Below are 27000 nucleotides of genomic sequence, written 5' to 3'. Positions count from 1 at the left end.
TGCCGCCGACGCCAAAGCTGCTAACGACAAAATCTCGGGCGACGCGTCCGCCAAACCGTTCAATCCCGAAGCTTTTGCGCTCAACATGGCCAAGGCGATTGAGAATGGCGGCAAGGCCTTGGCCGCCTATTTGCAACCGCGCCAAAGTGGCGAGACCGTCGACAAGCCGCCGAACGAGCTGACGGAGCTGATCAAGACCTTCAGCATCGTCGCCAATTACTGGCTGTCCGACGACAAGCGCGCCGCCGAATTGCAGATGAAGCTCGGCAAGGCCTATCTCGACCTCTGGGGCTCGGCGATGCGCCGGATGGTCGGCGAAGCCGGCTTGCCCGCTATCGAGGCACCGCCGCGCGACAAGCGCTTCAGCGATCCCGAGTGGAAATCGAACCAGTTCTTCGATTTCGTCATGCAGGCCTATCTGCTCACGACGCAATGGGCCCACGACCTCGTCAAGAATGCCGAGGGGCTCGATGCGCATACCCGCAAGAAGGCGGAATTCTACGTTCAGCAGATCACCAATGCGATGGCGCCATCGAATTTCGTGCTGACCAATCCGGAAGTACTGCGCGAGACCGTGATGTCGAACGGCAGCAACCTGATGCGCGGCATGACCATGCTTGCCGAGGATATCGAGGCCGGCAAAGGCTCGCTGCGCATTCGCCAGTCCGATCCGAAAAACCTCGAAGTCGGCGTCAACATGGCGACGACGCCGGGCAAGGTGATTTTCCAGAACGAGGTGATGCAACTGATCCAGTATCAGCCGGCAACCGAAAACGTGCTGCGCACGCCGCTCCTGATCGTGCCGCCCTGGATCAACAAGTTCTACATCCTCGATCTCAAGCCCGAGAAATCCTTCATCAAGTGGGCTGTCGATCAGGGCGTCTCGGTGTTCGTGATCTCCTGGGTCAACCCCGACAAGCGCCTAGGCGCCAAGACCTTCGATGACTATATGAAGGAAGGCCCGCTGACCGCGATGGACGTCATCGAGAAGGTCACCGGCGAGATGACCATGCATACCATCGGCTATTGCGTCGGCGGCACCCTGCTCGCCTCGACGCTGGCCTGGCTCGCCGAGAAGCGCCGCGTCCGCGTGGCATCGGCAACATTCCTGGCCGCGCAAGTCGACTTCACCCATGCCGGCGACCTCATGGTGTTCGTCGACGAGGATCAGATCTCGGCGCTGGAAAAAGACATGCAGGCGGCAGGCGTGCTGGAAGGCAGCAAGATGGCCATGGCCTTCAACATGCTGCGCTCCAACGACCTGATCTGGTCCTATGTCGTGAACAACTACCTCAAGGGCAAGCCGCCTTCGGCCTTCGACCTGTTGCACTGGAATTCAGACGCGACGCGGATGCCGGCGGCGAACCACTCGTTCTATCTGCGCAACTGCTATCTTGAGAACAAGCTCTCGAGCGGCAACATGATCCTCGACAACACCCGGCTCGATCTCTCCAAGGTCAAGGTGCCCGTCTACAATCTCGCCACCCGCGAGGACCACATCGCGCCGGCGCAATCGGTGCTGTACGGCTCGCAATTCTTCGGCGGCCCGGTGAAATACGTGTTGTCCGGCTCCGGCCATATCGCCGGCGTGGTCAATCCGCCAGCCTCGGGCAAGTACCAGTACTGGACCAACGACAACGCCCACGCCACCGATCTTGCCGACTGGATGAAGACCGCGCAGGAACATGCTGGCTCGTGGTGGCCGAACTGGCGGGAGTGGCTCTCCGGCATCGATGGTGAGGAAGTTCCTGCCCGGCATGTCGGCACCGACGCATTCCCCGCACTGGAAGACGCCCCGGGCAGTTATGTGCGGGTGCGGGCGTAACGGCCCGCCTCCTCCGCGCTTGCTTGGCGTCGTCACAGCAAACGTCTATGATTTCAGCAAGGACGCGTCGCATCCGCTTGCGGCGCGTGTGTTTTGCATGACCATCTCCGCGTTTTCCGCGGGAATTTCGACTGAAAGGATACCCGGATGACGCGCGAATTGTTCTGGCTGACGCTGACCGTGATTCTCACAGGCCTGCTCTGGGTGCCTTATATGCTGAACCGCATCATGGTCCGCGGTGTCACCGGCGTCATGGCCAACCCGACGCGCACCGACAGGCCGCAGGCCGAATGGGCCAACCGGATGATGTTCGCCCATGACAATGCCGTCGAGAATCTCATCATCTTCGCGCCGCTGGTGCTGATCCTGAATGCTGCGGACGTTTCGACCCCGACCACCGTTCTGGCCTGCGCGGTCTATTTTTGGTCGCGCGTGGTGCATCTGATCGTCTACACACTCGGCCTGCCGATTTTCCGCACGCTGGCCTTCGTGGTCGGCTTCATCGCCCAGGCGGTCCTCGCCATCGCGATCCTGCGGATTCCGTACTAACGCTTCTTCTCGCCAGATTGATCTGCAATGAACCACGCTGCCCCAAGTCTCGATCTCGTCGTCAAGGAAATTGCCGACGAGATGGCGCAGCGAACGGACCGCGGCGACGTCGCGAGCTATATTCCGGAACTGGCGGGCGTCGATCCCAACCAGTTCGGCCTTGTGGTTATCGATGCCGATGGCCAGGTTGCGGCCGGCGGCGACGCCGATGTGCCGTTCTCGATCCAGAGCATCTCGAAAGTCTTCACGCTGACGCTGGCGCTCGGCATGGTCGGCGACCGGCTCTGGAAACATGTCGGCCGCGAGCCCTCGGGCAATCCGTTCAACTCCATCGTCCAGCTCGAACGCGAGCGCGGCGTGCCGCGCAACCCCTTCATCAATGCCGGCGCCATCGCCGTGACCGATGTCATCCTGTCCGGCCATCAGCCGCGCGAGGCGATCGGCGAAATCCTGCGTTTCATGCAGTTTCTGTCCGGCGACAGCTCCATCGTGATCGATGAGACGGTCGCCGCGTCCGAGAAACGCACCGGCTTTCGCAACACCGCGCTAGCCAATTACATGAAGTCGTTCGGCGTGGTCGAAAACCCCGTCGACTTCACGCTCGGCGTCTATTTCCACCACTGCGCGATCGCGATGTCGTGCCGGCAGCTCGCGATGGCGACGCGCTATCTGGCTTATTCGGGCCGCAATCCATCGACCGGGCTCTCGGTGGTGTCGTCGGAGCGGGCGCGCCGTATCAACGCGCTGATGCTGATGTGCGGCCATTATGACGGTTCGGGTGAGTTCGCCTATCGCGTCGGCCTGCCAGGCAAGAGCGGCGTTGGCGGGGGCATTATCGCAGTCGCCCCCGGCAAGGCCTCGATCGCAGTCTGGGCGCCGGGTCTCGACAAGCACGGCAATTCGCATCTCGGCCGCATTGCGCTCGAAGCGCTCACGAAGCGGCTCGGCTGGTCGATCTTCGGCGTCTGACGCCAACCCGGTTTCCAGTCATGAAAAAGGGCTGAAACATCGCTGTTTCAGCCCTTGATCGTCGTCGATAAACCGCGCCCGGGGCGGTGAACCTTGCGTCCGGCCAGGCACCGTCAATGTTCGTAGGTCCGGTTGGCTTCCTGGATGGCAGCCTCGTGGTACCAGCTGTCATAGTCGGCCACGGTTTTCACGGTCGATGCACGCAGGTCCAACGGCTTGCTGAGCCGTCCCCGCGGGCCGACCGATCCACGGCCACCAACCGGGAATTGGTAGATTTTAGCGGTATGGGGGTGATGCGTTTGAGACGTCGGCATCGCTTCTATTCCTTCCTCTGATCTGTTTTTTCCTGTCGGATCATCATTATAACAGAGGCGCCCTTCTTTTGTGCCGACTGCCTCGTAAGAAGCATCCAAATGACTACAATATGCGCACTTGATGGACATGCGCTTTGGGCGCGCAGGTTTTGAAGCCGCCTACGCAGCGCCTGACCTCTCATTTGAGCGTCTGAAAGGCAGAAAAGTTCCGGTCAAAAATAGCCTGCAAGGGAATTGGGCAGCCGGTATTTTCGCGCGCGGCCGAATTCCTCTGAAAGATTTGCGAATCCGGACCGATTCCCGGCCTCCGATGCCCTCTCCAGACAGCGAATGACAGCCCCGTTGGGGACGCGCCGCGGTTTTCGTCACAAAAGCGTTGCGCCGCGACAAGTTGGCATACTACGTGCTTTATATGCAGCGCCGCTGGGGGCGGATTTTGCGTCCGCCCGCCGGCAAGCTCAGGGCTCACGCCCTACGCATCGCCAACTCATGAGAGACCCGCATGACAAAGTATAAGCTCGAGTATATTTGGCTCGACGGTTACACGCCGGTTCCGAACCTGCGTGGCAAGACGCAGATCAAGGAATTCGAAGATTTCCCGACCCTCGAACAGCTCCCGCTGTGGGGCTTCGACGGTTCGTCGACCATGCAGGCCGAAGGCCACAGCTCCGATTGCGTGCTGAAGCCGGTTGCGATCTATCCGGACGCGGCCCGTGAGAACGGCGCCCTGGTGATGTGCGAAGTCATGATGCCGGATGGCGTCACCCCGCACTCGACCAACAAGCGCGCCACCATTCTCGACGATGCCGGCGCCTGGTTCGGTTTCGAACAGGAATACTTCTTCTACGAGAACGGCCGTCCGCTCGGTTTCCCCGAGGATGGCTATCCCGCGCCACAGGGCCCCTACTACACCGGCGTCGGCTTCAAGAACGTCGGCTCAATTGCCCGCGAGATCGTCGAAGAACATCTCGACCTCTGCCTCGAAGCCGGCATCAACCACGAAGGCATCAACGCCGAAGTGGCGAAGGGCCAGTGGGAATTCCAGATCTTCGGCAAGGGCTCCAAGAAGGCCGCTGACGAAATGTGGATCGCGCGTTACCTGCTGCTCCGTCTGACGGAAAAGTATGGCATCGACATCGAATTCCACTGCAAGCCGCTCGGCGACACCGACTGGAACGGCTCGGGCATGCACGCCAACTTCTCGACCGAATATATGCGTACGGTCGGCGGCAAGGCTTACTTCGAAGCTTTGATGGCCCAGTTCGACAAGAACCTGATGGACCACATCAACGTCTACGGCCCGGACAACGACAAGCGTCTGACCGGCAAGCACGAAACGGCTCCGTGGAACAAGTTCAGCTACGGCATCGCGGACCGCGGCGCCTCGATCCGCGTCCCGCACTCCTTCGTCAAGAATGAGTACAAGGGCTATCTGGAAGACCGTCGTCCGAACTCCCAGGGTGACCCCTACCAGATCGCTTCGCAGATCCTGAAGACCATCTCGGAAGTCCCGACCGCCAAGTCGGCTGCCGCGTAAGCGTCTGACTTCAGATCAAATATGAACGGCCCGAACGCAAGTTCGGGCCGTTTTCGTTATTGACCCGATTGGCGCTCAATCTTGCGTTAGCTGCAGCCACCAAAGGCGTGCGAGAGATGTATTCGGCGTCGAGATCTGAGCCCCAACCCGTCGAGTTTCAAATGCCTTCCGAACCAGACGCGCCCCAGTCTTTTCAAATCGGCTGGGGCCGCGAACCCGACCTGGCCGATACGATCAGTGCGATGCTGCTGGCGATCGACGACCCGGCCTATATCTCGCATGCCGAACTGCAATACGGCATCGCGGACAATCTGGGCAGCTGGGCCGACCACCGGGCGGCTCGAACTAGACAATACGTTGCATCCATGTTGTCAGCATCGCCCGAAAACACAGAGGAAAGGCGCGTGGCCACGATCATGATCGATTCAACGATCGTCGGCTTCGCCCTGGTGGAAATCACACGAACAAATCCGGCAAGCCCCTTTGCGACCTTGCATGATGTTGTGTTTTCCCCGTCGGTACAGGGCCGGGGATTAGGCAACGCATTGTTTGATTGGCTTGCCGAACAATGCCGCGCGGAAGGCGTGCAACGCTTCTTTCTGGAGAGCGGCGTGGATAACCACCGCGCTCACGCCTTCTTCAAGCGCCAGGGCTTTCTCCAGACGTCGATCGTCATGATGCGCGATCTGTGAGAGCCGACGTTTTGTAGCCCGAATTTAGCTTCGCTCCATCCGGGCTGCAAACGCATTCCTTTACGGGAACATCGCGGGCTGATCGATGCCCAGCGTCTCGGCAAAGCCAAACACCAGATTCATGTTCTGCACCGCCTGCCCCGATGCGCCTTTAGTGAGGTTGTCGAGCGTCGAGACGATGATGGCGCGGCCCGGGATACGGTCAGCGGCAACGCCGATGAAGGTCATGTTGGAGCCACGCACATGCCGCGAATGCGGCGTCTTGCCGAATGGCAGGATGTGCACGAACGGCTCTTTCTCATACTGCTTCACCAGCACCTCGTGGAGATCCTGCGCCGTCTTGCCCCGCCGGCCACGCACATAGATGGTCGAGAGAATGCCGCGGTTCTGCGGCAAGAGATGCGGCGTGAAGCTGACGACAACCTCCTTGCCAGCGGCTTTGGAAAACTCCTGATCGAGCTCCGCCATATGCCGATGATGCCCGACGCCATAGGCGTTGAAGCCTTCAGACACTTCGGAGAACAGCATCTCTTCCTTGGCGGAACGCCCTGCTCCCGTCATGCCGGACTTGGCGTCGATGACGATCTCATCGGTCTCGATGGCGCGCGCCTTCAAGAGCGGCACCAGCGGAAGGATCGCGCATGATGTGTAGCAGCCGGGATTGGCGATGAGCCGCGCCTTCTTGATGTCGCGCCGATAGAGCTCGACGAGGCCGTAGACGGCTTCCTTCTGCAGCTCCAGCGCATGATGTTCGTGGCCATACCACTTCGCATAGGCGGCTGCGTCCTCGAGCCGGAAGTCGGCCGACAGATCCACCACCTTGGTCTCCGGCGCCTTGGCCAGCAAATCCTGCAGCACCTTCTGCGTCGTCGCATGCGGCAGCGCGCAGAACACCAGATCGAGGCCGATGATCGTCCAGTCGACGGAGTCGATGCTCACAAGCGTAGGCAGCTCATAGGGGGCGAATTGCGGGAACACGTCGCCCATCGCCTGACCGGCACGCCGGTCGGCTGTCAGCAGCACGAGTTCGACCTTGGGATGACGCAGCAGCAGCCGCACCAGTTCGGCTCCGGTGTAACCGGACGCACCGAGAATGCCGATTTTCTTCTTCGTGCTCATCCCATAAATCCTTCGGCCTCAGCCATAGCAGTCAATTGTGTCGTCTCTTCCGCAAACAAATGCGGCCGCAATTTGCGCATCGCATTTGAAATCTCGAACGCGGCAGGCTCCGGCCGCAGCGCCAGTGCGCTCATGACAGCCAGATGATCGGCATCTGACTTGTGCTGGTTGAGCTTGGAGCTACCCTCGACCTCGTCCACTGTCATCACCACACCGACGATCGCCTTCTTCATCGCCTCAAGCCGCCCCGCCGCCATCTTATCGGAGGTCCAGGGCTTCTTCGGCGCCAGCCGTGTTTCGAACCTTGCGCTCAGCACGTCAAGATGCGGGCCCAGTTCACCACCAGACAGGATGCGCACCGGTCCGGTGAGATGGACCGCCTGATAGAGCCAGGTCGGCACCTGATCGGGCGATACGTACCAGTCGGCCGACACATAGGCATCAGCGCCCAGGATGGCCATGGCCCATGGCGTCACGCCGTCTGCAAGCTTGAGCAGCGGATTTTGTCGCGCAAGGTGAAAGGCCAGACGCGGCGTGCCGTCATTGCCGTAGTCGAGGCAGAAAGGCACCGCGGAGGCGATCGGCTTCCTGCCATCGAAGGCGCAGACCGTGCCGAAGCCGCGCGCGTCCGCAAACGCAAGTGCGTCGGTCCGGTCGGTCTGAAATTTGGGCGGCGTATACATGACGGGCTCCTTCCTGAGTGAAGGCCGCCGGATGGGTCGCGCTGCTGTTTGGGAGAAAGACTGCCGCGGACCATATCCGGCGGCAGTGAGAGATCGAAACGCTTATGCGCGCATATCTCCACCTGCCGCGAGAATGCGGCGGCGGCGGGCGATGATGCTGGTCGCAAGGTTGATCATGGGCGCGGTCATAGGGCCGCGCCCGCGATCCGTCAAGATCACCAGAGCGCAGACCTCAGAGAACCGGGCTCCACGGCGCCGGCACGACGCGGTAGCCGTTGCCATCCTTCTCGACGAAACCGTTGGCCGGGAACGGATAGTGGAAGCCTTGCACCCGCATCCTGTCGGCGACCAGCATGTCATAGACCTTGCGGCGGGTGGCTTCGGCCTGCACCGGATCCTGGTCGAAATTCACGTGCCAGCCGGGATTGGCGGCGAATAGCGCCGGAAGGTTGGTTACGTCCGACTGGATGAAGACCTTGTCCGATCCGGACGACAGCACATAGGACGTGTGGCCCGGCGTGTGCCCGATCGAGGCGACAGCCAGCAGCCCGGGCGCGACGTCCTTGCCCCATTCATAGGGCGTAACCTTCTTCTTCAACCCGGCCTCGAACACCCGCCGATTGTTCTTGAACAGACCGGTCATGCGATCGCCGGTGGCACGGCTCATCTCGCCGTCGTCCATCCAGAACTTCCACTCTACTGCCGGCACCAGCACTTCGGCATTGGGAAACGCCAGCACGCCGTCCGCCGTCAGCAGGCCGTTCACATGATCGCCATGGAAGTGCGAGATCACGACCATGTCGATCATCTTTGGATCGATCCCTGCCGCCGTCATGTTGGTAATGAACTGACCGACATTGCCCTTGCTACTGGCATAGGCGCCCGGCCCGTTGCCGGTGTCGATCACCACCAGCTTGCCACCGGTGTTGATCACCAACGGCGCATAGAAGTTGGTGATCTGATCTTTCGGCAGAAATGCCCTGGCGAGCACTGCATTGATATCATCGCGTTTGGCGTTGGAAATATAGGTATCGGCCAGCGGAAACGTCGCCGCACCATCGGAAATGGCGTTCACCTGGATATCGCCGACCTTGTAGCGATAGAAACTCGGCGCCTGCTTATCGGCCGGCGGTGCGGATGCCTTTGCCGGGGCCGATGAAAGCAGTGGCGTCGCTGCGAGCGCGGCGGCACCCGCCAGTGCGTGTCGTCGTGACAGATCCATGAAGTCTTCTCCCCTTGCTTTGCATGGTCGCTGTTGGCGCGACTCCGGCGCAGAGACTGGCACGACGCACCGACGGAGGCGATGGGTGTTTACGAGGCCAGCCGGCCTGCACTGCAGCGCAGGCCGGGAAATTTGCCAGGCTTCGTTTAGATCACCGGGCTCCATGGGGCCGGCACCAACCGATAACCGTTGCCATCCTTCTCGACGAAACCGTTGGCCGGGAATGGATAGTGGAAGCCCTGCACACGCATCTTCTCGGCCACCAGCATGTCATAGACCTTGCGGCGCGTGGTTTCCGCCTGCGCCGGGTCCTGGTCGAACATCAGATGCCAGCCGGGATTGGTGACGAACAGCGACGGATGGTTGGTGACGTCGGACTGAATGAATAGCTTGTCGCTGCCGGACGACAGCACGAACGACGTGTGGCCCGGCGTATGGCCGACCGACTCCACGGCGAGCAGGCCCGGCGCGACGTCCTTGCCCCATTCATAGGGCGTGACCTTCTTCTTCAGCCCATCGTTGAAGAGCTTGCGGTTGCTGGCGAACAGACCCTTCATGCGGTCATTGGCGGCCTTGGCCATCTCGCCATCGTCGTTCCAGTACTTCCACTCGGCGGCCGGGACGAGGACTTCGGCATTTGGAAAAGCCGGCGTGCCGTCGGCGGCAAGAAGCCCGTTCACGTGATCGCCGTGGAAATGCGAGATCACGACCATATCGACGTTCTTGGCGTCGATGCCGGCGGCGGCCATGTTGTTGGCGAACTGGCCGACATTGCCTTTGGTCGCCGCGAGGGCTCCGGGGCCGTTGCCCGTATCGATCACCACCAGCTTGCCGCCAGTGTTGATGACCAGCGGCGCAAAGTGGATGGTCATCTTGTCCTTCGGCAGGAAGGCCTTGTCGAGCGCGGCGTTGACCTCATCCTTCTTGGCGTTGAGCACGAAGGTGTCGGCCAGCGGAAAGGTGTTGGCGCCGTCGGAAATCGCGTTCACCTGCGCATCGCCGACCTTGTAGCGATAGAAGCTCGGCGCCTGCTTGTCGGCCGGCGGAGCGGAGGCTTTGGCAGAGCCTGCGGTGAGCAATGGAGATGCGGCGAGCGCGGCGGCTCCGGCAAGGGCGTGGCGGCGTGACAAGTCCATGATGTTCTCCGGGGTGAAGCAGTGACAGGCGGGGACTGGCGGAACTATCTACCAGCGTTCGATGACTTCTGCGAGATGTCGCGGCATTCAGACACCGCGACATGTCAGCCCGTTGAACACCCGGGCGCAGCGGTTATTCCCCGCCGGACTACTTCAGCTTCCAGAGCCATTCGACAGCGACGGACAGGCCGTCGCCGAATAGCAGAAGCACGCCCGCCCAGATAAAGGCCGAAGTGAAGTTGGCGACCTGAAAGCGCCAATAGGGCATTTCGAAAATGCCGGCGGCCAGCGGCACCGAGGCCCGCAATGGGCCGAAGAAGCGGCCGATGTAAATGCTGGGCACGCCCCATTTCTTGACGAAGGCTTCGCCGCGCGGAAGCAGGTCGGGAAATTTGGACAGCGGCCAGATCTGCGCCACCTGGTCCTTGTATCTGAAGCCGAACCAATAGGAGAGCCAGTCGCCGAGCGCCGCGCCGAGAGCGCCGGCAATCAACACCGGCCAGAAGCTGATCCCGCTCGCGCCGACCAGTGCGCCGATGGCCACCAGCGCGCCCCAGGCCGGCAGCAGCAGGGAGATGAAAGCGAGCGATTCCCCGAAGGCCAGCAGCAGGACGATCGGCGCCGCCCAGACCTGGTTCTGGCGCACGAATTCGATCAGCCCGTGCATCCAGCCTTCCATATGGAGAGTGTCCCTTTACGGCTCAGGCCCGGCCGGATTGGCCGCGAACCGCTTTAACCTTCAAACGCCCGCGACAGGTAATCCGGCTGCACCGATCACATCAAGTCACAACATCTGAGGGCACATAACCACGGTGCGGGCGCCCCACCGGTAAATTTGAACCTTTTCCCGGCTTCTGCGTCCAAGGTCAGAGACCGGCTTACCCAATGGCAACTCAGTACCGCCGTTGGGCTGACTTCCCGCCCGGCTGTCAAAATCAAGAACGCAAAGGACTGAAGATGATCGGATCGCTGATGATGTGCGTGAGTGCGCTGATATTGCTGATCGGGATGGTCGCCGGCATCGTGATGGGCATACGCCAGGACTTCCTGCTGAGTCCCGCGCATGCGCATCTCAACCTTGTCGGCGGCGTGCTGCTGTTCCTGTTCGGGTTGTATTACCGCCTGATTCCCGTGGCCGGACGCTCGCTACTGGCCAAGGTCCAGGGCACGATGCACATCGTCGGCGGCATCATGTTCCCCGTCGGCATCGGCATCACCCTGCTCGCCAACCACGCCTATATGGCCATTCCGATCATCGGTTCACTGATCATGCTCGCGGCCATGGCCCTATTCGTTGTGATCGTGCTACGCACCGAGCGCTCTGGCACGGCCGCTTGAACCCCGAGGTCGCAGCCACATTGCCAACCTGAACGTGGCATAGTCACAGCAACGATTCGCCGCGCTTTGCGTGGCGCCAACCGAGACAAAACTTTAAGACATATGGCCAAGGCACAGAAATCAAACGCGAAAGCTGATCTTTTTGGTGGCGCCAGCGCGCCAAAATCGGCTGCGGCACTGAAGGCATCCACCCGCTCCGCCAATGCCGAAGACGGCTATACGGCCGCGGATATCGAGGTCCTCGAAGGCCTCGAGCCGGTCCGGCGTCGCCCGGGCATGTATATCGGTGGCACCGATGAAAAGGCGCTGCATCACCTGTTCGCCGAAGTGATCGACAACTCGATGGACGAGGCGCTGGCTGGCCATGCGACCTTCATCGAGGTGGAACTCACCGCCGACGGCTTTCTGTCGGTGTCGGACAACGGCCGCGGCATCCCGGTCGATCCGCATCCGAAGCACCCGAAGAAATCCGCCCTCGAAGTCATTATGTGCACGCTGCATGCCGGCGGCAAATTCGACTCCAAGGTCTACGAGACCTCGGGCGGTTTGCATGGCGTCGGTGTCTCCGTGGTCAACGCCCTCTCCTCGCTGCTCGAGGTCGAGGTCGCGCGTAATCAGCAGCTCTACAAGATGACGTTCGCCCGCGGCATTCCGCAGGGCAAGCTCGAGGATCTCGGGAAGGTTCATAACCGCCGCGGCACCCGCGTGCGCTTCAAGCCGGATACCGACATCTTCGGCGCCAAGGCGGCCTTCAAGCCGCAGCGCCTGTTCAAGATGGCGCGCTCCAAGGCCTATCTGTTTGGCGGCGTGAAGATCCGCTGGAAGTGCGATCCGGAACTGCTCAAGGGCCTCGAGGACACTCCGGCCGAGGACGAATTCCACTTCCCCGGCGGCCTCAAGGACTATCTTGCCGCGGCGATCCATGCCGATACGCTGGTGCATCCGGAAATCTTCTCCGGCAAGTCTGGCCGCAACGGCGCCCATGGCGCCTGCGAATGGGCTGTCGCCTGGACCGCGGATGCCGACGGCTTCATGTCGTCCTATACCAACACCGTGCCGACGCCCGATGGCGGCACCCATGAAGCCGGCATGCGCAGCGCCATGCTGCGCGGGTTGAAGGACCACGCCGAGCGTGTCGGCCAGGGCAAGCGCGCCGGCACCATCACTTCGGAAGACGTGATGGTCGGCGCCGCCGTGATGCTGTCGGTTTTCGTGCGCGAGCCGGAATTCCAGGGCCAGACCAAGGATCGTCTCGCGACCGCCGAAGCCCAGAAGATCGTCGAACAGGCCATCAAGGACCCGTTCGATCACTGGCTGTCCGGCAATCCCGTGCAGGCCAACAAGCTGCTCGAATTCGTGCTGGAGCGCGCCGACGAGCGTCTGCGCCGCCGCGCGGAGAAGGAAACCTCGCGCAAGACCGCGGTGAAGAAGCTGCGCCTACCCGGCAAGCTCGCCGACTGCACCAATACCGCGACCGAAGGCTCCGAACTTTTCATCGTCGAGGGCGACTCGGCAGGCGGCAGCGCCAAACAGGCGCGTGACCGCAAGACGCAGGCGATCCTGCCGCTGCGCGGCAAAATCCTCAACGTCGCTTCGGCGACCAAGGAAAAGCTGACGGCCAACGCGCAGATATCAGATCTCATGCAGGCGATCGGCGCCGGCACCGGCGCGCATTACCGCGAAGAAGACCTGCGCTATTCGCGCATCATCATCATGACCGACGCCGACGTCGACGGCGCCCACATCGCGTCATTGCTGATCACCTTCTTCTACCGGCAGATGCCAAAGATGATCGATGAAGGGCATCTCTATCTCGCAGTCCCCCCACTCTACCGCCTGACCCATGGCAGCAAGACGGTCTATGCGCGCGACGATGCGCACAAGGACGCGTTGCTGAAGAGCGAATTCAACGCCAATGCCAAGGTCGATGTCGGTCGCTTCAAAGGCCTCGGCGAAATGATGCCGGCGCAGCTGAAGGAAACCACCATGGACCCGGCGCGCCGCACCTTGCTGCGCGTGCAGCTGCTGCCGGAAGACCGCGACGGCACTGCCGACTCCGTTGAGCGCCTGATGGGCACCAAGGCCGAAGCGCGGTTTGCGTTCATCTCGGACAAGGCGGAATTCGCCAACGAGGAATTGCTGGACGTTTAAAAGCTCGTTTCTCGGACGCGCTCACACTTCAGAAATCATCGGGCGCATGCCGGGAGCAATCTTTTATTCCCTACTTAGTCATTGCCCCTCGCCGCCCGGCGTGCGAACGCCGGCGATCAGGATATCGACGAGCCGCTTGGCGCTGGCTTCCCAATTAGGGCCTGCGCTAACACTGGCCACGCCGGCCAGTGCGCGCAACATGTCGAGCGGATCGAGATCGAGGCGGATGTCGCCATTGGCAACGGCGCGGTCGACCAGCATTGCCATCGCAGTTTTGATCTGCGTGCCAGCATCGGCATAGAGGTCCGAACAGTCGCCAACAATCGAACCCAGCACACCCGCCATCAGTTGCTTCGTCGCAATGTGATCGACGAAGATTCGCATCCAGGCGCGCAAGGCCTCCACCGGGGCATGTGTGGTCGCAAGTTCCGCAGCGGCCTCGGCAAGCTGCTGTGTCTCGTTGCGATAGACCGCCTCGACCAATGCGTCGCGGGTGGGGAAGTGGCGATATAGCGTCCCGATTCCGACGCCCGCGAGCCGCGCGATCTCCTCGAGACCGGCCGCCTCGCCCTTTTCGGCGAATGTCGCCTTTGCCGTTTCCAACAGCCGCTGACGATTGCGCTGCGCATCGATCCGTGGTCCGCGAACGGCCTTCGGCTTGGCCTCCTGTGCCATTTTACGGGTTACCTCTTGATAAACGGAGGGAGCCTCCGTATTTAAACGGAGACGGCCTCCATTTATACCCTCAAAGCGCCGTTCGACAAAGCTCGATCAGCTCGGAGGCGCGTCGTGCCAAACACAAGGAGCTATCATGGCAGGACCTTTCAGTGCCACTTCCACCACCGACGACGTGCTCGCTGGCGTCGACCTCCGCGGCAAGCGCATTCTGGTCACCGGCGTCTCAGCCGGGCTCGGCGTCGAGACGGCGCGCAGCCTGGCCGCCCGGGGCGCGCAGGTGGTCGGTGCCGCCCGTGACCTCGCCAAGGCGGAAACGGCGACCGCGCAAGTGCGCGCCGATGCCACTGGTGGCGGTGGCCTCGAACTGATTGCACTCGATCTCGGCTCGCTGGCCAGCGTCCGGGCCTGCGCCGACGCACTGGTCGCGGCTGGCCGCCCGTTCGACCTGGTGATCGCCAATGCCGGCGTGATGGCGCCGCCGTTCGGCCTCACCGCGGACGGCTTCGAGACCCAGTTCGGCACGAACCATCTCGGTCACTTCGTATTGGTCAACCGTATCGCGTCACTGCTGTCGCCCACCGCGCGACTGGTCAACGTCGCCTCGTCCGGCCATCGCTTCGCCGACGTGGATCTCGAAGATCCCAATTTCACCAAGGGGTCCTATGAGCCGGTCATCGGCTATGGCCGCTCGAAGACCGCCAACATCCTGTTCGCCGTCGAGTTCGACCGGCGGCACCGGGCGCGTGGCGTGCGCGCCACCGCGCTGCATCCCGGCGGCATCAAGACAGAACTCGGCCGCCATATCGGCGAGGCGACGATCGATGCCATGCTCGACGGCATCAATGCCGAGCTCGCTGCCGAGGGTAAACCGCTGTTTCAATGGAAGACCATTCCGCAAGGCGCTGCAACTTCGGTGTGGGCCGGCGTGGTCGCCAGCGCGGACGAGATCGGCGGCCGCTATTGCGAGAACTGCCACGTCTCGGAAATCGTCGACGGGCTGATCAATCCGGCCAGCGAAGGCGTGCGCGCTTATGCGCTCGATGCCGAACGCGCCAAGGCGCTATGGGCCAAGAGTGAGGAAATGGTTGGCGAGCGCTTCTGATCGCCCTGCCGAAATGAAACTGCGGTGATGAAGCAAACAGTTGGTTCGTCACCGCCACAGCTGGCGCTTGAAACCTTTGGCTCCGTTCATCGTATCTATCCCATGCGCGCACCATTCCTCACCCTCGGCATTCTCGCCTTCCTGATCGGCACGCTCTGGATCGGTCAGGGCACCGGCCTCGTGAACTGGCCGAAATCCAGTTTCATGATCAGCCAGATGCAGTGGGCCTATTACGGCGCTGCCCTCGCCGCGCTTGGCGTCGGACTGATGGGACTGGCGCTCGTGCGGCGCTGACGCCCCCTTCCATCTTCCCGCCAGTCTTGCGATGATCCGTCCCAGACGCGCCACAGAACGCGTCAGGAACAATCATGCGGGGCGGACATCTTGACCAGTAATCTCTTCGATCTCACCGGCAGGGTCGCCATCGTTACCGGCGGCAACACCGGCATTGGCCTCGGCATGGCACGTGGGCTGGCGAATGCCGGTGCGACCCTCGTGATCGCCGATCGCAACAGCGATAATGCCGCTTCGGCAAAAGCCGAACTGGAGACGTCCGGACATCCGGTGCTCGCACTGACGACCGATGTTACCGACCCGAACTCGATCGCGCAGATGGTATCCGCAACGTTGAACGCGTTCGGCCGCATTGACATCCTCGTCAACAATGCCGGCATCAGCATCTCAGCGCCAATCGAAGACATGACGCTGGCCGACTGGCAGAAGGTCATCGACGTCAACATGACCGCGCCTTTCATCTGCGCGCAGGCTGTCCACCCAGCGATGAAAGCCGCAGGCCGCGGCAAGATCATCAATATCGCCTCGGTGTTGGCCACGCTCGGCGCCGGCGGCGCGGCGAACTACGCCTCAAGCAAAGGCGGCATCCTGCAATTCACCCGCGCGCTGGCGACTGCCTGGGCTGCGGACAACATCCAGTCCAACGCCATTCTGCCCGGCTGGATCGACACCGACCTGACCAAGCGCGCCAAGGACATCCGACCCGAACTGCACGATCGCATTCTCGGGCGTGTACCGGCGCAGCGCTGGGGCAGGCCTGATGATCTTGCGGGCGCGGCCGTGTTTTTGGCCAGCGGGGCTTCCGACTTCGTCAATGGTGCCGCGCTCACGGTCGATGGCGGCTTTTCAATTCAAGGCTGATGCAATGAGGGCAACACCATGACTGCAGGACTGTTCGATCTCTCCGGCAAAGTGGCCATCGTCACCGGCGGCAATGGCGGCATCGGGCTCGGCATGGCGCGGGGTCTGGCGCAGGCCGGCGCCGCCATCGCCGTGGTCGGACGCAACCAGACGAAATCCAAGGATGCCGTCGCGGAGTTGACCAAGAGCGGCGCCAGGGCGGTCGCCATTGCGGCCGATGTGACCGACAAGACCGCTGTCGATGGAATGATCGCACGCGTGCTGAAAGAACTGGGCCGCATCGATATCCTCATCAACAATGCCGGCATCAACATCCGCAAGCCGCCGCACGAGATCGCACTCGACGAATGGGACAGCGTGATCAAGACCAATCTCACCAGCGCCTTCGTCTGTTCGCAGGCGGCGCATCCCGCGATGAAGGCCGCGGGCGGCGGCAAGATCATCAATATCGGCTCGATGCTGTCGATCTTCGGCGCGTCTTTCGCGCCAGCCTATGCCGCCAGCAAGGGCGGCATCGTCCAGTTCACCCGCTCCTGCGCGGTCGCATGGGCGCCGCACAACATCCAATGCAACGCCGTTCTGCCGGGTTGGATCGATACCGAACTGACACAGAATGCGCGCCGTGAAATCGACGGCCTGCATGACAAAGTACTGGCACGAACGCCCGCCGGCCGCTGGGGCGCGTCGGGAGATTTCGCGGGCATCGCGGTGTTCCTGTCGTCGCGCGCATCGGACTTCGTCACCGGAACCGCAATCCCCGTGGACGGCGGCTTCTCGGTGCAGGGATAGTCTCTCCTAGACTTCCGGCGACTGTACGTGCTCGGGTCGTACGCCAATCGCCAGGAAGCGCGCGGTCAATCCCTGCAGTGGTGGAAACGCACTGACCAGGCGCATGATCAGCGGCGGCGTCAGCGGCTCGCCGCCCTTGGCCAGTGCACGGCTGATGATGTTGTTTTGCATCACGACCTGCATGCCCTGTGTTGCGCGCATCGGGAATTCGCGGCGGCGACGCACCGCGCCGAGGTCGTCCTCGGTCACCGGTCCCTTCGCCAGCTTCGCCGCCAGCAGGTTAGCGGTCGCGACGGCGTCCTGCACTGCGATATTCACACCGACGCCGCCAACCGGGGACATCGCATGCGCGGCGTCGCCGATGCACAACAGCCCCGGCCGGGTCCAGCGCTTGAGCCGATTGATCGCGACGGTCAGTAGTTTGACGTCGTCCCAGCTCTTCAGCTCTTCGATATGCGCGCTCAGGATCGGCGCTAGACGTGACGTTTCGGCACGGAAAGCCTCAAGGCCACGCACCTTGATCTCCTCATAGTGCCCCTTGGCGATCACATAAGCGCATTGCCAGTAGTCCCCGCGATCGATGGTCACCATCATCTTGCCGGGCTCGAGCCGCGCGAACACGCTCTCGGTCTCCGCGCCCTTGGCAACGCGAAACCACAAGATGTCCATAGGCGCACCGATGTCTTCGACCTCCAGCCTCGCCGCCGGCCGCACGATCGAATGCCGGCCATCGCAGGCCACTGTCAGATCGGCATGGATCTCGACCGGCCCCTGCTGCGTGATGGCCTTGACGCCGACCACTTGCTCGCCCGACCAGATGAGATCGGTCGCCTCGGTGTTCATCATCACCTTGAGATGCGGATAGCGCTGCGCTTTGTCGCGCAGGAAATTGAGGAAATCCCACTGCGGCATGAAGGCGATAAACGGATACTTCGCGCTGGTGCGGCTGATATCCGCGATGCGCAGCTTATGCGTTCCGAAGAAGCCATCCATCTTCTGGATACGATCGTGCTTGATCTTCAGGAAGTCGTCGATCAGGCCAAGCTCGTCCATCACCTGCAGCGTCGATGGATGCACGGTGTCACCGCGGAAATCGCGGAAGAAGTCGGCGTGTTTCTCGATAACGATCGTATCGACGCCGGCGCGGCCGAGCAGATAGCCGAGCATCATTCCGGCAGGGCCACCGCCAACGATGCAGCAGCGCGCGGTCAGCGAGTTCTCGTTCGCGCCTGCAGCCATTCGCTACTCCTCCGGCGAGTCGAATTTCTTGATCAAGGAATGCGAGCTTGCGATAGTCGAAATGCCGTGGTTCGCAGGGCGGTGTCGATCATGCTCATCGATTTCCCGAACGTCGGAAGCTCTTGGTTTCGGAGATGCTGCCGTCCCGGAACGTCAATTCGACCGACACGAACTTCGTCGAGGCCGGGATTTTGATGTAGGTCTCGGCATCCGACGGCGTCGCAATGGGGTCGCGCAGGTCGCAGGGCGGGAATTTCAGCAGCTTGTCCGGCACGGCGCTATCGATCCCGACGCGGGCCTCGCGAATGGCACAGCGATACGACATCAGATGCGTATAATACATCAGGGGCGTGTTGTAGCCACCGAAGGCAAGCCAGCTTCCAGCGGTCATATCGAGGATCTTGCGCTGGTCGCGGACCAGCGCCGCCTCGGGATCGAAGCGGATCGGAAACGGGCCCTGCATCTCGCCGTTCGCGTCGACGTAACGCAGATAGATCGTCGCCGCCGCTGCATCGGCGTCGAGCTGGATCGCCGGATTCGGCATTCGCTTGCGCGTGCGCGGATCGAGCGTGTCCATGAAGCCGGTCTCGCGGAAATTACCTCCCTCGCCCATCCGCCAGGAGATACCCAGCGTCGGATCGGCGATCGAGAACATCACGGTCCAGCCGCCATTGTGGCGCGAGAAGCTGGCGATCGGTGCGTTCACCGCATCGTTGGCCGGCGGCAGTTGCGGAACGTTGACAGGGGGCAGCGCAGCGACCTGCTGCAGCGGTTCGGGCGGCCGCGCATCGGCCTGCTTGAGAGCCACACCATTGAGAAAGACGTCATCGACCATCTGGTCGAAATACACCGGCACCTGACGGTGCTTCACGGTCTCTGCCATCTCGCTGACGGTCCGCCGGGTGCGCTGCGCGACCTGCACGAGGTTCAGCGATGGCTCCTGCAGCTCCTTGATGAAGGCGCGCGTGAAAACCGAATTCGGATCGGTGTCGTTGTTCGACAAACGATCCAGCGCGGTCTGCCGCGGCCCGGCCGAGAAGATCGAAAACACGCCTTCCGGGAGCGTGGTCATCGGGGCGAGGCCACCGCTGCCGGCCACAGCGCGGGTGCCAGCGCGCTCGAACGGATTGTTGCGACAGGCGTCGAACACCAGAATCGACGTCCGCGCGCCGCGCATCTGCAGCCGCGTTACAATCCGGTCGGCGAGAATCGCTGAGTCGCGCACCAGCTCTTCCTGCCCTTCCGTGGCGGCAGGGACATCCGTCGGCAGCAGGAAGTTCTGGCCGGCGATCTCGAAGCCGTGCCCTGCAAAAAAGAAAAAGGCCGTGTCGCCTTTTTCAATCGTCGAATCGAAAGCAAGCAACGACTGACTGAAGGCCTGCCGGGTCTGGTTCTCGGCCACCATGACACTGAAGCCGAGATTCTTCAGTGCGTCCCCTATGCTGCGGGCGTCATTCACGGCCTTCTGCAGTTTCGGCACATTGCGATAGTCGTTATTGCCGATGACCAGCGCCACGCGTTTTGCAGCAAAAGCCGGCGCTGTCGAAAGTACCGCCGCTGCCAGCGCTGCCAGCAGAATCAAAAGCCGTCGCATTGTTCTATCCCCGCCCCACCAGCACATGTATCCGTGTGGTGACTCGACCGCGTCATTGTCTGCCTTGGTCGAGGCAGAACTGCGGCCGGTTCAAACCGAGGTCTAGCCGTTACCACCCATTTTGTCCTGCCTGCTCAGGCAGATCATCTGCCTGCCGATTGCAGCCCCGCTGCCACATTTTCCGCCTTAATCTCCGCTAGCCCGAGCCCCAATCAGAGTCAGGAGATCGTTGTGAAATCACTCGTCCTCGCAGCCGCGCTGTTGCTTCCCACCATGGCACTCGCGCAGGATGCGGCCCCCGCTACCGCGGCGAAACCGCCGGCTGCCACCGCCAAACCGAAGCGCGCCCCGGTAGCCGCCAAGCCTGCACAGACCACCCCGGAAGTGCTGGATATCAACCAGATCATCGGGATCCGCCAGGTCGATCCGGCGACGTATGAGGTCGATGCCCGTCTACAGAGCGGCAGCGAGGTGCATCTGCGCATGAATGCTTTCGTGATGCAGAATCTCGGGATGCAGCTAGGCACTTACGGCAAATAGTCAGCCTGCGGTATCCCTCTCACGCGCGCCGGAATAAGTCGACTTCCGGACGGCTCGGTGTGCGCTCTCGATCAGGGGTGATGAGGTACCACATGTCGCGAAGTCCTGTGGATAAGGGTTACGCGGCCAATCATCGACATGATTGCCCTGACATGTGCTATGTGACAATTCATCAGGTCCGGAGCCAATCCGGGGAGCAATTGCTAAAACCGGCTCCTGCTACAGGCAACCAACGTCAGGAAGCGCGCTTCAGGAACTTTGCGTTCCTCGTAGCTTGGCGATTTGAGGATGGGATTTTTTAGACTGTAAGATTTCAGGCAGTTTTAATCACCCGCCCGAAGCCTGCTACGACTGGATACCTGACGACCAATGGCAAAGAAGATGATTACGCCCGGGCACGAGTTGCTGCTTCGGGTCAACAAGGCATTTCTCGACCACGGCTATGCCGGCCTGTCGATGGTCGGTCTCGCGAGAGAGTGCGGCTTCACGCAGCGCGCGCTCTATTACTATTTCAGCAACAAGGAAGAGGCATTTCGTGCCTCGATCGGCCATCGCAATGAAGTCGCGATAGCGCAGGCACTCGAGGCCGGCCAGAAAATCCGGGAAAGTGGCGGCAGCGCACTCGACATCTTTGCGACGATCATCGACCTGAGATACGGCGAAACCCGTCGGATGCTGACATTCTCACCGCATACCGTCGAGCTCAATGCGGAAGCCTTTCGGCGCTGCCGCGATCTCATGATCGAGTCCGCAATCGCCTTCCAGGCCGAGCTGGAAAAGCTGATTATCGATTTCCACTACAGCAAGCTGCTGATCCTGACCGGCCGTTTTACGGCCGCGCAGATCGCGCAGGCGCTGGCCGACGGCGGGCGGGCTGTCAATCAGGCACTCCCTCCGATCGCAGCGAATGACTTCTCGGCGCGCTATCGCCAGACCTGCGAGATGATCCTGTATGGCTGCGCGGCAACGCCGACGCAGATTTGAGACGCTGCGGTTCGCCGCCACATACCCTCCTCTCGACTCATCTAGCTCCATCGACATATGGTCCGCGCGGGCAGCGGAGGACGCGCATTGCGTTGCCGCTATGAGATGCGGGGCGTCAGATGAACGACCAGGTGCGGACGCACGGGGCGCCAGCGGGCGCAGCCGTGCCAACTATTGCGGCACGCCTGGACGGGCTGCCAGTCTCGCCGCTTCACCTCGGCATCTTCGCGCTCTGTGCCTTCGGCCTGTTCGCAGACATCGCCGAAGTGGCGCTCAGCAATGCCTTTTCCGGCATCTTCCTCGCGCCGCCCTACAGCATCTCGCGCGGCGAGCTCTCGCTGTTGTTGGCATCGGTCTTTGCCGGCGGCGCCGTTGGTGCGCCTGTGTTCGGCTGGATTGCGGATCGCTATGGCCGCCAGATCGCGCTGCAGAGCGCGCTTGCCGTCCTGGCGCTGGGCTCGCTCGCCGTCGCCGCCAGTCGCGATGTGGCAACCATGACGGCCTTCCGCTTCATCTCCGGCCTCGCCATTGGCGGCTATCCGCCTTTGACATCGGCCTATCTGTCAGACCTGCTGCCGCCCCGGCGGCGTGGCCTCTTGATGATGCTGTGCGGCGCGCTCGCCTTTCTCGGCGCACCGGCTATCATCCTGATGATCCGCTGGCTGACACCCATCGCGCCATGGGGCATCGAGGGCTGGCGCTGGGCTTTGATCTTCGGCAGCGCGTGCTCGACCCTGACAGCCCTGCTGTTCTTCCTGGTGCCGGAATCGCCGCGCTGGCTCGCATCGGTCGGACGCGACGCCGAGGCTGATGCCGCCTGCCGCCGCTTCGAGGCATCCGCGCGTCAGCCATCACCGCCGGCGATCCCCGCTCCCGAAACTATTGCGACCAGATCCAGCGGCTTCCGAGCGCTCGCCCGCGATCGGATCAGCCTGCGGCGCACAGCGCTCCTTGCCGCGCTCTATGTACTCGGACCCTGGGCCACCATTGGCTTCCCGCTGCTCAGCGCCGCAGTGATGGTGCAGAAGGGATTTCATGTCAGCGAGTCCCTGCTGTTCGCGGGACTTACGATGTTCGGTCCATCGATCGGCATCGCGGCGGCATCGGCCTTCGTCGATCGTATCCCGCGGCGCCTCGCTCTGGTCGCCTGTGCCGTGGTGATGATCGCAACCGGGCTGACTTTCGCTGTCAGCACGGTGCTAACGCCGCTCATCGTCACCGGCATCGTGTTCAACCTCGCCAGTGCCGTCTACAGCGCCGTGCTTAGCCTCTACGCTGTCGAGCTGCTGCCGACGCATCTGCGCGCTTCGGCCACCGCTGGCGCATGGGGCCTCGGCCGCGTCGTATCGGCGCTGGTACCGATCGCGCTGCTGCCGCTGCTCGGCAGCCACGGTCCGATCGCGATGTTCATGGTGATCTCGACCGCGCTGTTACTGAGCGGCGCGCTCATCGCCATTGCCGGTCCACCCGGCCGCGAACGCAGGCCGGTCGACTAACGGTCAGCGCTGCATCGACGTCACACGCGACGTCGCGTAGCGGCCGTCCGGCGGGGCCCCAAGCCCCCGCCAATATCCCGGTTTTGGCCCTTTTCCGCTAAAACATTAAGCTTTTTGGGATGTTCCAGGGTGTGGCGGATTGACTTTGGCCGATTCCAGCCTATGTTCCGGCTCGACGCGGCCCGGTATCGAAACGCGATATCTTGAGTAAGCCGCCTGTCAGCGCCCAGCGTCTCCGTGCATGTTTGCGTGCCGCTCCGGGGATAAGCGCTGCAGTATTTCCCGAGAATCCAAGCGGCGGTTTCGACCTGAGGCGTGATTCCGAACGGTGATCATCCGGATACCGGATCAGATCATGCCCCCATACAGAGGCTCAATGTCCTTCTCCAATCTCGGCTTGTCCGACAAGGTTCTCGCCGCCGTTGCGGCCACCGGTTACACCACCCCAACCCCCATTCAGGAACAAGCGATTCCTCATGTGCTGGCGCGCAAAGACGTGCTCGGCATCGCCCAGACCGGCACCGGCAAAACCGCTGCCTTCGTTCTCCCGATGATGACCATGCTGGAAAAGGGCCGAGCCCGCGCCCGCATGCCCCGGACGCTCATTCTCGAACCGACCCGCGAACTGGCCGCACAGGTCAAAGAGCAGTTCGACAAATACGGCGTCGGCCAGAAGCTCAACGTAGCGCTGCTGATCGGCGGCGTCTCGTTCGGTGATCAGGACAGCAAACTCACCCGCGGCGTTGACGTCTTGATCGCCACGCCGGGGCGCCTGCTCGACCATACCGAACGTGGCGGACTGCTTCTCACCGGCGTCGAATTGCTGGTCATCGACGAAGCCGACCGCATGCTGGACATGGGCTTCATCCCCGACATCGAACGCATCTGCAAGCTGGTGCCGTTCACCCGTCAGACTCTCTTTTTTACGGCGACCATGCCCGCCGAAATCCGACGCGTCACCGAGACCTTCCTGCATAATCCGGTGAAGATCGAAGTCTCCAAGCCCGCCTCCACCGCCGTCACCGTGACCCAGTCGCAAGTGGCCGTCGGCCGCGAGCCGCACGAGAAGCGCGAAGTGCTCCGGGCCCTTCTCCGCGAAGCCACCGACCTCAAGAATGCGATCATCTTCTGCAACCGCAAACGTGAAGTCGCGTTGCTCGCCAAGTCGCTCCAGAAGCACGGCTTCAGTGTCGGCGCCCTGCATGGCGACATGGAGCAGTCGGCCCGCACCGCCGCGCTGGACCAGTTCCGCAAGGGCGAGCTGCCGATCCTGGTGGCTTCCGACGTCGCCGCCCGCGGTCTCGATATTCCCGCCGTCAGCCACGTCTATAATTTCGACGTCCCGCATCATTCCGACGACTACGTGCACCGCATCGGCCGTACCGGCCGCGCCGGCCGCACCGGCTCCGCGATCTCGCTGGTGTGCCCGTCCGACCAGAAGTCCATGCTGGCAATCGAAAAACTGATCGGCCAGTCGATCCCCAAGGTCGAAACTTCCATAGCGATCTCCGAGCCTGTCGAAGGCGAAACCGCTGAGGCGTCGCGCCAGTCGCGCAACCGCACCGGCAATCGCGAAGCCAATGCCGAACAGCCGCGCGGCGGCCGCAACGATCAGCCCCGCGAAGGCGGACGTGATCGCAAACCGCGCCGTGAGCGTGGCCCACGCCGTGAAGGTGGTCGTTCGGAAGGCGGCGAGCGCAGCCCGCAGCCGCAGGCCGCGGAAGCCGCTTTGGCAGCACCGGTCGTGGCAGCGGCAGCCCCGCAGGCGCAGCGTCCCCCCTCCATCGGCCGCGCCGAAGCGCCACGTTCGCGCCGCGAAGACAACGAACCGGCGGATCATTCGCACCTGCCGGCCTTTCTGTTGCGTCCGATCCGGGCACGCGCATAGGTAGTATCGCGCCAGGAACGTTTACTTGCCGTTCACTCTCGTCCCCTAATCTGAATGCGATATTTTTAACGAATTTGCATTTCAGAGGACCGCGTATACACGCTGTCCACGAGGGCACAGAACGTGACCGGCATCCTGGACGAACAAGAGCGGACTTTGGCCTTTGCCGAAGTCGCGCTGGGCCAAATTCGCTCGCTCCGCCAGACGGCGATTCCGCGCAATTATGAGATCTGGTACGTCTACGCGACTGGCTACAATTCGGCGCTCAACAAAGTCATCAATGAGACGCTGGCACGCAATGGCCGGCTGACCGAAGCCGATCTCGACCTGATCCACGACACTTATCTCTCACAAATTCGCACCACCGATCGCATCGATCAGGTCGGCGCCCGCGTCATCGGCGAGATCGACGACGTGATGGCGCTCATCACCGATGCTCTGGGCATGACCACGAACTTCAATGCCAGTCTGGATGGTGCCAGCAAGGATTTGTCGCGGGCGCACGATCCCGCTGCGGTGAAAGCCGTGATCGAAAGGCTCGTCAAATCCACCCGTGAAGTGCATGACACCAACAAGGCGCTGGAAGAACGGCTACTGTCCTCGAAGAGCGAGGTCTACACGCTGCAACAGAGCCTCGAAGCGATCCGCGCCGAAAGCCTGACCGATCCCCTCACCGCGCTCGGCAACCGCAAATATTTCGACCGTGCGCTGATGGCGGCAATCGATACCGCGGTGAAGCGCGGCGAACCGTTGTCGCTCCTGATGCTCGACATCGATCACTTTAAGTCCTTCAACGACAATTATGGCCATCTCACCGGCGACCAGGTGCTGCGTCTTGTCGGCCAGTCATTGAAGCAGACCATCAAGGGCCAGGATATCACCGCGCGCTATGGCGGCGAGGAATTCGCCGTGGTGCTACCGAACACGCCGTTGCGTCAGGCGCTCACCGTTGCCGATCACATCCGCCGCGCCGTGATGTCAAAGGAGCTGAAGAAAAAATCGACTGGCGAGATCCTGGGACGCGTCACGATTTCCGTCGGCGTCTCGATGCTGCAGATCGGCGACGATATGGAATCGATCATCGGCCGTGCCGACGCCTGTCTCTATGCCGCGAAGCGCAGCGGCCGCAACCGCGTGATCTGCGAAGTCGATCCGGAATATTCTGCGGAGCTGCAGTTTCAGGTGGCATGACGCCCTACACTCCGTCCTCACGGTGAGGAACGCGTCTTCGCGCGTCTCGGAACCATAAGCTCGCGCGGGCTCCTATAGCCATCCCCAGCGAATGGCTTCACCGGAAGGAGACGCCGCGCAAGCGCCCGACTTCTCAGGATGAGGATTTACGCTTCTTTGCGGCTTTACTGGCTTTCTTGCTGGCGACCGTCTTAACCGCAGCCTTCTTGACGGCCTTCTTTTTCGCCGCGGTCTTCTTCACGACCTTCGCTTTCTTCGTTGCCCGCTTCTTGCTTGCTTTTGCCAGCGATGCACGGATCGCTGCGGCATGCGCGACCCTCGCCCATTCGGTGACTTCATCGGGATCGTCATAGAGCCGTTCCGGCAGCTGCCAATAGGATCCGATCATCCGCAGCTTGCCGCGCATCTCATACTGAAAACACTGCGAGCCCTCACTCTCGAAACGCGGGATCGAGATTTCATCGGCACGCAGATAGACCGCGCCGCGCAGCACCAGCGCGAAGTTGATGCCATCGGCGGAAATGCCAAAGCCGGAAAACATCCGGCGGATCGTTACCGGGCCAAAGCCGGCGAAAAGTTCACTGAGAAATTCGCGGTCCATGGCGGAAGTGTAGGATGGTCGCGAACCGGGTCAACACGGAAGCGGCTTGCACACCGACCTCTCCCCACGTCATGGCCGGGCGTGACCCGGCCATCCAACTTCGCGCCGTGCAGCGCCAAAAGATGGATGCCCGGGGGGTCTAGGCGAAGCCGCGCTTCGCGCTTTGCCCGGGCACGACAGCGTTTAAATTGAGAGATCGAAGGCTAAC

The 27000-nt window shown here is 62.0% G+C and carries 26 protein-coding genes; 16 read left to right on the top strand and 10 right to left on the bottom strand.

The window, feature by feature from the left end:
- The first annotated feature begins 85 nt into the window (after positions 1 to 85).
- The 3 genes from AC1DUY_RS01325 to AC1DUY_RS01315 all read left to right on the top strand — a co-directional run bounded on the left by AC1DUY_RS01325 (position 86) and on the right by AC1DUY_RS01315 (position 3343).
- Positions 86 to 1825, top strand: a complete 1740-nt coding sequence (locus AC1DUY_RS01325; protein WP_478112408.1) for a PHA/PHB synthase family protein — start codon at positions 86 to 88, stop codon at positions 1823 to 1825.
- Positions 1826 to 1972: 147 nt separating this feature from the next.
- Positions 1973 to 2374: an MAPEG family protein gene (locus AC1DUY_RS01320; RefSeq protein ID WP_089264168.1), complete on the top strand. Its 402-nt coding sequence runs from the start codon at positions 1973 to 1975 to the stop codon at positions 2372 to 2374.
- A gap of 27 nt (positions 2375 to 2401) precedes the next feature.
- The gene (locus tag AC1DUY_RS01315; protein WP_089264167.1) at positions 2402 to 3343 is read left to right on the top strand and encodes a glutaminase; all 942 of its coding nucleotides are present in this window, start codon (positions 2402 to 2404) and stop codon (positions 3341 to 3343) included.
- Between the two features lie 113 nt (positions 3344 to 3456).
- Here AC1DUY_RS01315 and AC1DUY_RS01310 read toward each other — a convergent pair whose 3' ends face one another.
- The gene (locus AC1DUY_RS01310) at positions 3457 to 3657 is read right to left on the bottom strand and encodes a DUF2735 domain-containing protein (RefSeq protein WP_093758441.1); all 201 of its coding nucleotides are present in this window, start codon (positions 3655 to 3657) and stop codon (positions 3457 to 3459) included.
- A gap of 502 nt (positions 3658 to 4159) precedes the next feature.
- Between AC1DUY_RS01310 and AC1DUY_RS01305 the strand changes: the two genes are divergently transcribed.
- A complete protein-coding gene (locus tag AC1DUY_RS01305) occupies positions 4160 to 5194 on the top strand; it encodes a glutamine synthetase beta-grasp domain-containing protein (protein WP_089264165.1) in 1035 nt (344 codons plus the stop codon).
- 161 nt (positions 5195 to 5355) lie between these two features.
- On the top strand, positions 5356 to 5886 hold the full coding sequence (locus tag AC1DUY_RS01300; RefSeq protein ID WP_478111783.1) for an N-acetyltransferase family protein: 531 nt from the start codon (positions 5356 to 5358) through the stop codon (positions 5884 to 5886).
- A 60-nt stretch (positions 5887 to 5946) separates the two neighbouring features.
- Here AC1DUY_RS01300 and argC read toward each other — a convergent pair whose 3' ends face one another.
- The 5 genes from argC to AC1DUY_RS01275 all read right to left on the bottom strand — a co-directional run bounded on the left by argC (position 5947) and on the right by AC1DUY_RS01275 (position 10725).
- Positions 5947 to 7005, bottom strand: coding sequence for an N-acetyl-gamma-glutamyl-phosphate reductase (gene argC, locus AC1DUY_RS01295; RefSeq protein ID WP_478111781.1), 1059 nt, complete (start codon positions 7003 to 7005; stop codon positions 5947 to 5949).
- Positions 7002 to 7688 carry an FMN-binding negative transcriptional regulator gene (locus AC1DUY_RS01290; protein ID WP_175368924.1) on the bottom strand — a complete coding sequence of 229 codons (687 nt, stop codon included), beginning with the start codon at positions 7686 to 7688 and terminating at the stop codon, positions 7002 to 7004. The genes argC and AC1DUY_RS01290 overlap by 4 nt, the downstream gene beginning before the upstream one ends.
- Before the next feature lie 232 nt (positions 7689 to 7920).
- Complete coding sequence (locus AC1DUY_RS01285) at positions 7921 to 8910, bottom strand: MBL fold metallo-hydrolase (protein ID WP_115028867.1); 990 nt, start codon at positions 8908 to 8910, stop codon at positions 7921 to 7923.
- A 146-nt stretch (positions 8911 to 9056) separates the two neighbouring features.
- On the bottom strand, positions 9057 to 10046 hold the full coding sequence (locus tag AC1DUY_RS01280; protein ID WP_478111778.1) for an MBL fold metallo-hydrolase: 990 nt from the start codon (positions 10044 to 10046) through the stop codon (positions 9057 to 9059).
- Positions 10047 to 10194: 148 nt separating this feature from the next.
- Entirely contained in the window at positions 10195 to 10725 is a 531-nt protein-coding gene (locus AC1DUY_RS01275; protein ID WP_093758436.1) for a DedA family protein, read from the bottom strand.
- Between the two features lie 278 nt (positions 10726 to 11003).
- Between AC1DUY_RS01275 and AC1DUY_RS01270 the strand changes: the two genes are divergently transcribed.
- Both AC1DUY_RS01270 and parE read left to right on the top strand, forming a co-directional pair.
- Positions 11004 to 11384, top strand: a complete 381-nt coding sequence (locus tag AC1DUY_RS01270) for a hypothetical protein (RefSeq protein WP_478111775.1) — start codon at positions 11004 to 11006, stop codon at positions 11382 to 11384.
- 102 nt (positions 11385 to 11486) lie between these two features.
- Positions 11487 to 13535, top strand: coding sequence for a DNA topoisomerase IV subunit B (parE, locus tag AC1DUY_RS01265; protein ID WP_478111774.1), 2049 nt, complete (start codon positions 11487 to 11489; stop codon positions 13533 to 13535).
- 78 nt (positions 13536 to 13613) lie between these two features.
- Here the strand turns inward: parE and AC1DUY_RS01260 are convergent, their stop codons facing one another.
- Entirely contained in the window at positions 13614 to 14210 is a 597-nt protein-coding gene (locus tag AC1DUY_RS01260) for a TetR/AcrR family transcriptional regulator (RefSeq protein ID WP_089264157.1), read from the bottom strand.
- Between the two features lie 136 nt (positions 14211 to 14346).
- Between AC1DUY_RS01260 and AC1DUY_RS01255 the strand changes: the two genes are divergently transcribed.
- From AC1DUY_RS01255 to AC1DUY_RS01240, 4 genes are all read left to right on the top strand, one after another.
- A complete protein-coding gene (locus AC1DUY_RS01255) occupies positions 14347 to 15315 on the top strand; it encodes an SDR family NAD(P)-dependent oxidoreductase (RefSeq protein WP_478111771.1) in 969 nt (322 codons plus the stop codon).
- 27 nt (positions 15316 to 15342) lie between these two features.
- Positions 15343 to 15609 (top strand): hypothetical protein, encoded by a 267-nt coding sequence (locus tag AC1DUY_RS01250; RefSeq protein WP_478111769.1) that lies wholly within the window; start codon positions 15343 to 15345, stop codon positions 15607 to 15609.
- Between the two features lie 90 nt (positions 15610 to 15699).
- Entirely contained in the window at positions 15700 to 16470 is a 771-nt protein-coding gene (locus tag AC1DUY_RS01245; RefSeq protein ID WP_478111767.1) for an SDR family NAD(P)-dependent oxidoreductase, read from the top strand.
- 18 nt (positions 16471 to 16488) lie between these two features.
- Positions 16489 to 17259: an SDR family NAD(P)-dependent oxidoreductase gene (locus AC1DUY_RS01240; protein ID WP_478111765.1), complete on the top strand. Its 771-nt coding sequence runs from the start codon at positions 16489 to 16491 to the stop codon at positions 17257 to 17259.
- A 6-nt stretch (positions 17260 to 17265) separates the two neighbouring features.
- Here the strand turns inward: AC1DUY_RS01240 and AC1DUY_RS01235 are convergent, their stop codons facing one another.
- Both AC1DUY_RS01235 and AC1DUY_RS01230 read right to left on the bottom strand, forming a co-directional pair.
- Positions 17266 to 18498 carry an FAD-dependent oxidoreductase gene (locus tag AC1DUY_RS01235; protein WP_478111763.1) on the bottom strand — a complete coding sequence of 411 codons (1233 nt, stop codon included), beginning with the start codon at positions 18496 to 18498 and terminating at the stop codon, positions 17266 to 17268.
- Positions 18499 to 18592: 94 nt separating this feature from the next.
- Positions 18593 to 20092 carry a caspase family protein gene (locus AC1DUY_RS01230; protein ID WP_478111761.1) on the bottom strand — a complete coding sequence of 500 codons (1500 nt, stop codon included), beginning with the start codon at positions 20090 to 20092 and terminating at the stop codon, positions 18593 to 18595.
- Between the two features lie 231 nt (positions 20093 to 20323).
- Between AC1DUY_RS01230 and AC1DUY_RS01225 the strand changes: the two genes are divergently transcribed.
- The 5 genes from AC1DUY_RS01225 (at position 20324) to AC1DUY_RS01205 (ending at position 26191) form a co-directional block, all read left to right on the top strand.
- Positions 20324 to 20632 carry a hypothetical protein gene (locus AC1DUY_RS01225; RefSeq protein WP_441229754.1) on the top strand — a complete coding sequence of 103 codons (309 nt, stop codon included), beginning with the start codon at positions 20324 to 20326 and terminating at the stop codon, positions 20630 to 20632.
- A gap of 369 nt (positions 20633 to 21001) precedes the next feature.
- Entirely contained in the window at positions 21002 to 21616 is a 615-nt protein-coding gene (locus AC1DUY_RS01220; RefSeq protein ID WP_089264150.1) for a TetR/AcrR family transcriptional regulator, read from the top strand.
- A 119-nt stretch (positions 21617 to 21735) separates the two neighbouring features.
- Positions 21736 to 23112: an MFS transporter gene (locus AC1DUY_RS01215; RefSeq protein WP_478111759.1), complete on the top strand. Its 1377-nt coding sequence runs from the start codon at positions 21736 to 21738 to the stop codon at positions 23110 to 23112.
- A gap of 376 nt (positions 23113 to 23488) precedes the next feature.
- Positions 23489 to 25000: a DEAD/DEAH box helicase gene (locus tag AC1DUY_RS01210; protein WP_089264148.1), complete on the top strand. Its 1512-nt coding sequence runs from the start codon at positions 23489 to 23491 to the stop codon at positions 24998 to 25000.
- 123 nt (positions 25001 to 25123) lie between these two features.
- Positions 25124 to 26191 carry a GGDEF domain-containing protein gene (locus AC1DUY_RS01205; protein WP_089264147.1) on the top strand — a complete coding sequence of 356 codons (1068 nt, stop codon included), beginning with the start codon at positions 25124 to 25126 and terminating at the stop codon, positions 26189 to 26191.
- A gap of 133 nt (positions 26192 to 26324) precedes the next feature.
- Here the strand turns inward: AC1DUY_RS01205 and AC1DUY_RS01200 are convergent, their stop codons facing one another.
- Positions 26325 to 26792 carry a TfoX/Sxy family protein gene (locus tag AC1DUY_RS01200; RefSeq protein WP_478111756.1) on the bottom strand — a complete coding sequence of 156 codons (468 nt, stop codon included), beginning with the start codon at positions 26790 to 26792 and terminating at the stop codon, positions 26325 to 26327.
- Positions 26793 to 27000 lie beyond the last annotated feature (208 nt).

The organism is Tardiphaga sp. P4_G1 (genome assembly GCF_056401215.1).
The sequence above is the reverse complement of the archived record's forward strand: the minus strand, read 5'-3'. Positions and strand labels throughout refer to the sequence as shown.

Coding starts and splice junctions, on each gene's coding strand:
- argC (WP_478111781.1), bottom strand. CDS start 7,005: ATGAGCACGAAGAAGAAAATCGGCATTCTCGGTGCGTCCGGTTACACC.
- AC1DUY_RS01305 (WP_089264165.1), top strand. CDS start 4,160: ATGACAAAGTATAAGCTCGAGTATATTTGGCTCGACGGTTACACGCCG.
- AC1DUY_RS01230 (WP_478111761.1), bottom strand. CDS start 20,092: ATGCGACGGCTTTTGATTCTGCTGGCAGCGCTGGCAGCGGCGGTACTT.
- AC1DUY_RS01275 (WP_093758436.1), bottom strand. CDS start 10,725: ATGGAAGGCTGGATGCACGGGCTGATCGAATTCGTGCGCCAGAACCAG.
- AC1DUY_RS01270 (WP_478111775.1), top strand. CDS start 11,004: ATGATCGGATCGCTGATGATGTGCGTGAGTGCGCTGATATTGCTGATC.
- AC1DUY_RS01260 (WP_089264157.1), bottom strand. CDS start 14,210: ATGGCACAGGAGGCCAAGCCGAAGGCCGTTCGCGGACCACGGATCGAT.
- AC1DUY_RS01210 (WP_089264148.1), top strand. CDS start 23,489: ATGTCCTTCTCCAATCTCGGCTTGTCCGACAAGGTTCTCGCCGCCGTT.
- AC1DUY_RS01310 (WP_093758441.1), bottom strand. CDS start 3,657: ATGCCGACGTCTCAAACGCATCACCCCCATACCGCTAAAATCTACCAA.
- AC1DUY_RS01215 (WP_478111759.1), top strand. CDS start 21,736: ATGAACGACCAGGTGCGGACGCACGGGGCGCCAGCGGGCGCAGCCGTG.
- AC1DUY_RS01250 (WP_478111769.1), top strand. CDS start 15,343: ATGAAGCAAACAGTTGGTTCGTCACCGCCACAGCTGGCGCTTGAAACC.
- AC1DUY_RS01280 (WP_478111778.1), bottom strand. CDS start 10,046: ATGGACTTGTCACGCCGCCACGCCCTTGCCGGAGCCGCCGCGCTCGCC.
- AC1DUY_RS01320 (WP_089264168.1), top strand. CDS start 1,973: ATGACGCGCGAATTGTTCTGGCTGACGCTGACCGTGATTCTCACAGGC.
- parE (WP_478111774.1), top strand. CDS start 11,487: ATGGCCAAGGCACAGAAATCAAACGCGAAAGCTGATCTTTTTGGTGGC.
- AC1DUY_RS01285 (WP_115028867.1), bottom strand. CDS start 8,910: ATGGATCTGTCACGACGACACGCACTGGCGGGTGCCGCCGCGCTCGCA.
- AC1DUY_RS01235 (WP_478111763.1), bottom strand. CDS start 18,498: ATGGCTGCAGGCGCGAACGAGAACTCGCTGACCGCGCGCTGCTGCATC.
- AC1DUY_RS01240 (WP_478111765.1), top strand. CDS start 16,489: ATGACTGCAGGACTGTTCGATCTCTCCGGCAAAGTGGCCATCGTCACC.
- AC1DUY_RS01220 (WP_089264150.1), top strand. CDS start 21,002: ATGGCAAAGAAGATGATTACGCCCGGGCACGAGTTGCTGCTTCGGGTC.
- AC1DUY_RS01315 (WP_089264167.1), top strand. CDS start 2,402: ATGAACCACGCTGCCCCAAGTCTCGATCTCGTCGTCAAGGAAATTGCC.
- AC1DUY_RS01325 (WP_478112408.1), top strand. CDS start 86: ATGGCCAAGGCGATTGAGAATGGCGGCAAGGCCTTGGCCGCCTATTTG.
- AC1DUY_RS01290 (WP_175368924.1), bottom strand. CDS start 7,688: ATGTATACGCCGCCCAAATTTCAGACCGACCGGACCGACGCACTTGCG.
- AC1DUY_RS01200 (WP_478111756.1), bottom strand. CDS start 26,792: ATGGACCGCGAATTTCTCAGTGAACTTTTCGCCGGCTTTGGCCCGGTA.
- AC1DUY_RS01300 (WP_478111783.1), top strand. CDS start 5,356: ATGCCTTCCGAACCAGACGCGCCCCAGTCTTTTCAAATCGGCTGGGGC.
- AC1DUY_RS01255 (WP_478111771.1), top strand. CDS start 14,347: ATGGCAGGACCTTTCAGTGCCACTTCCACCACCGACGACGTGCTCGCT.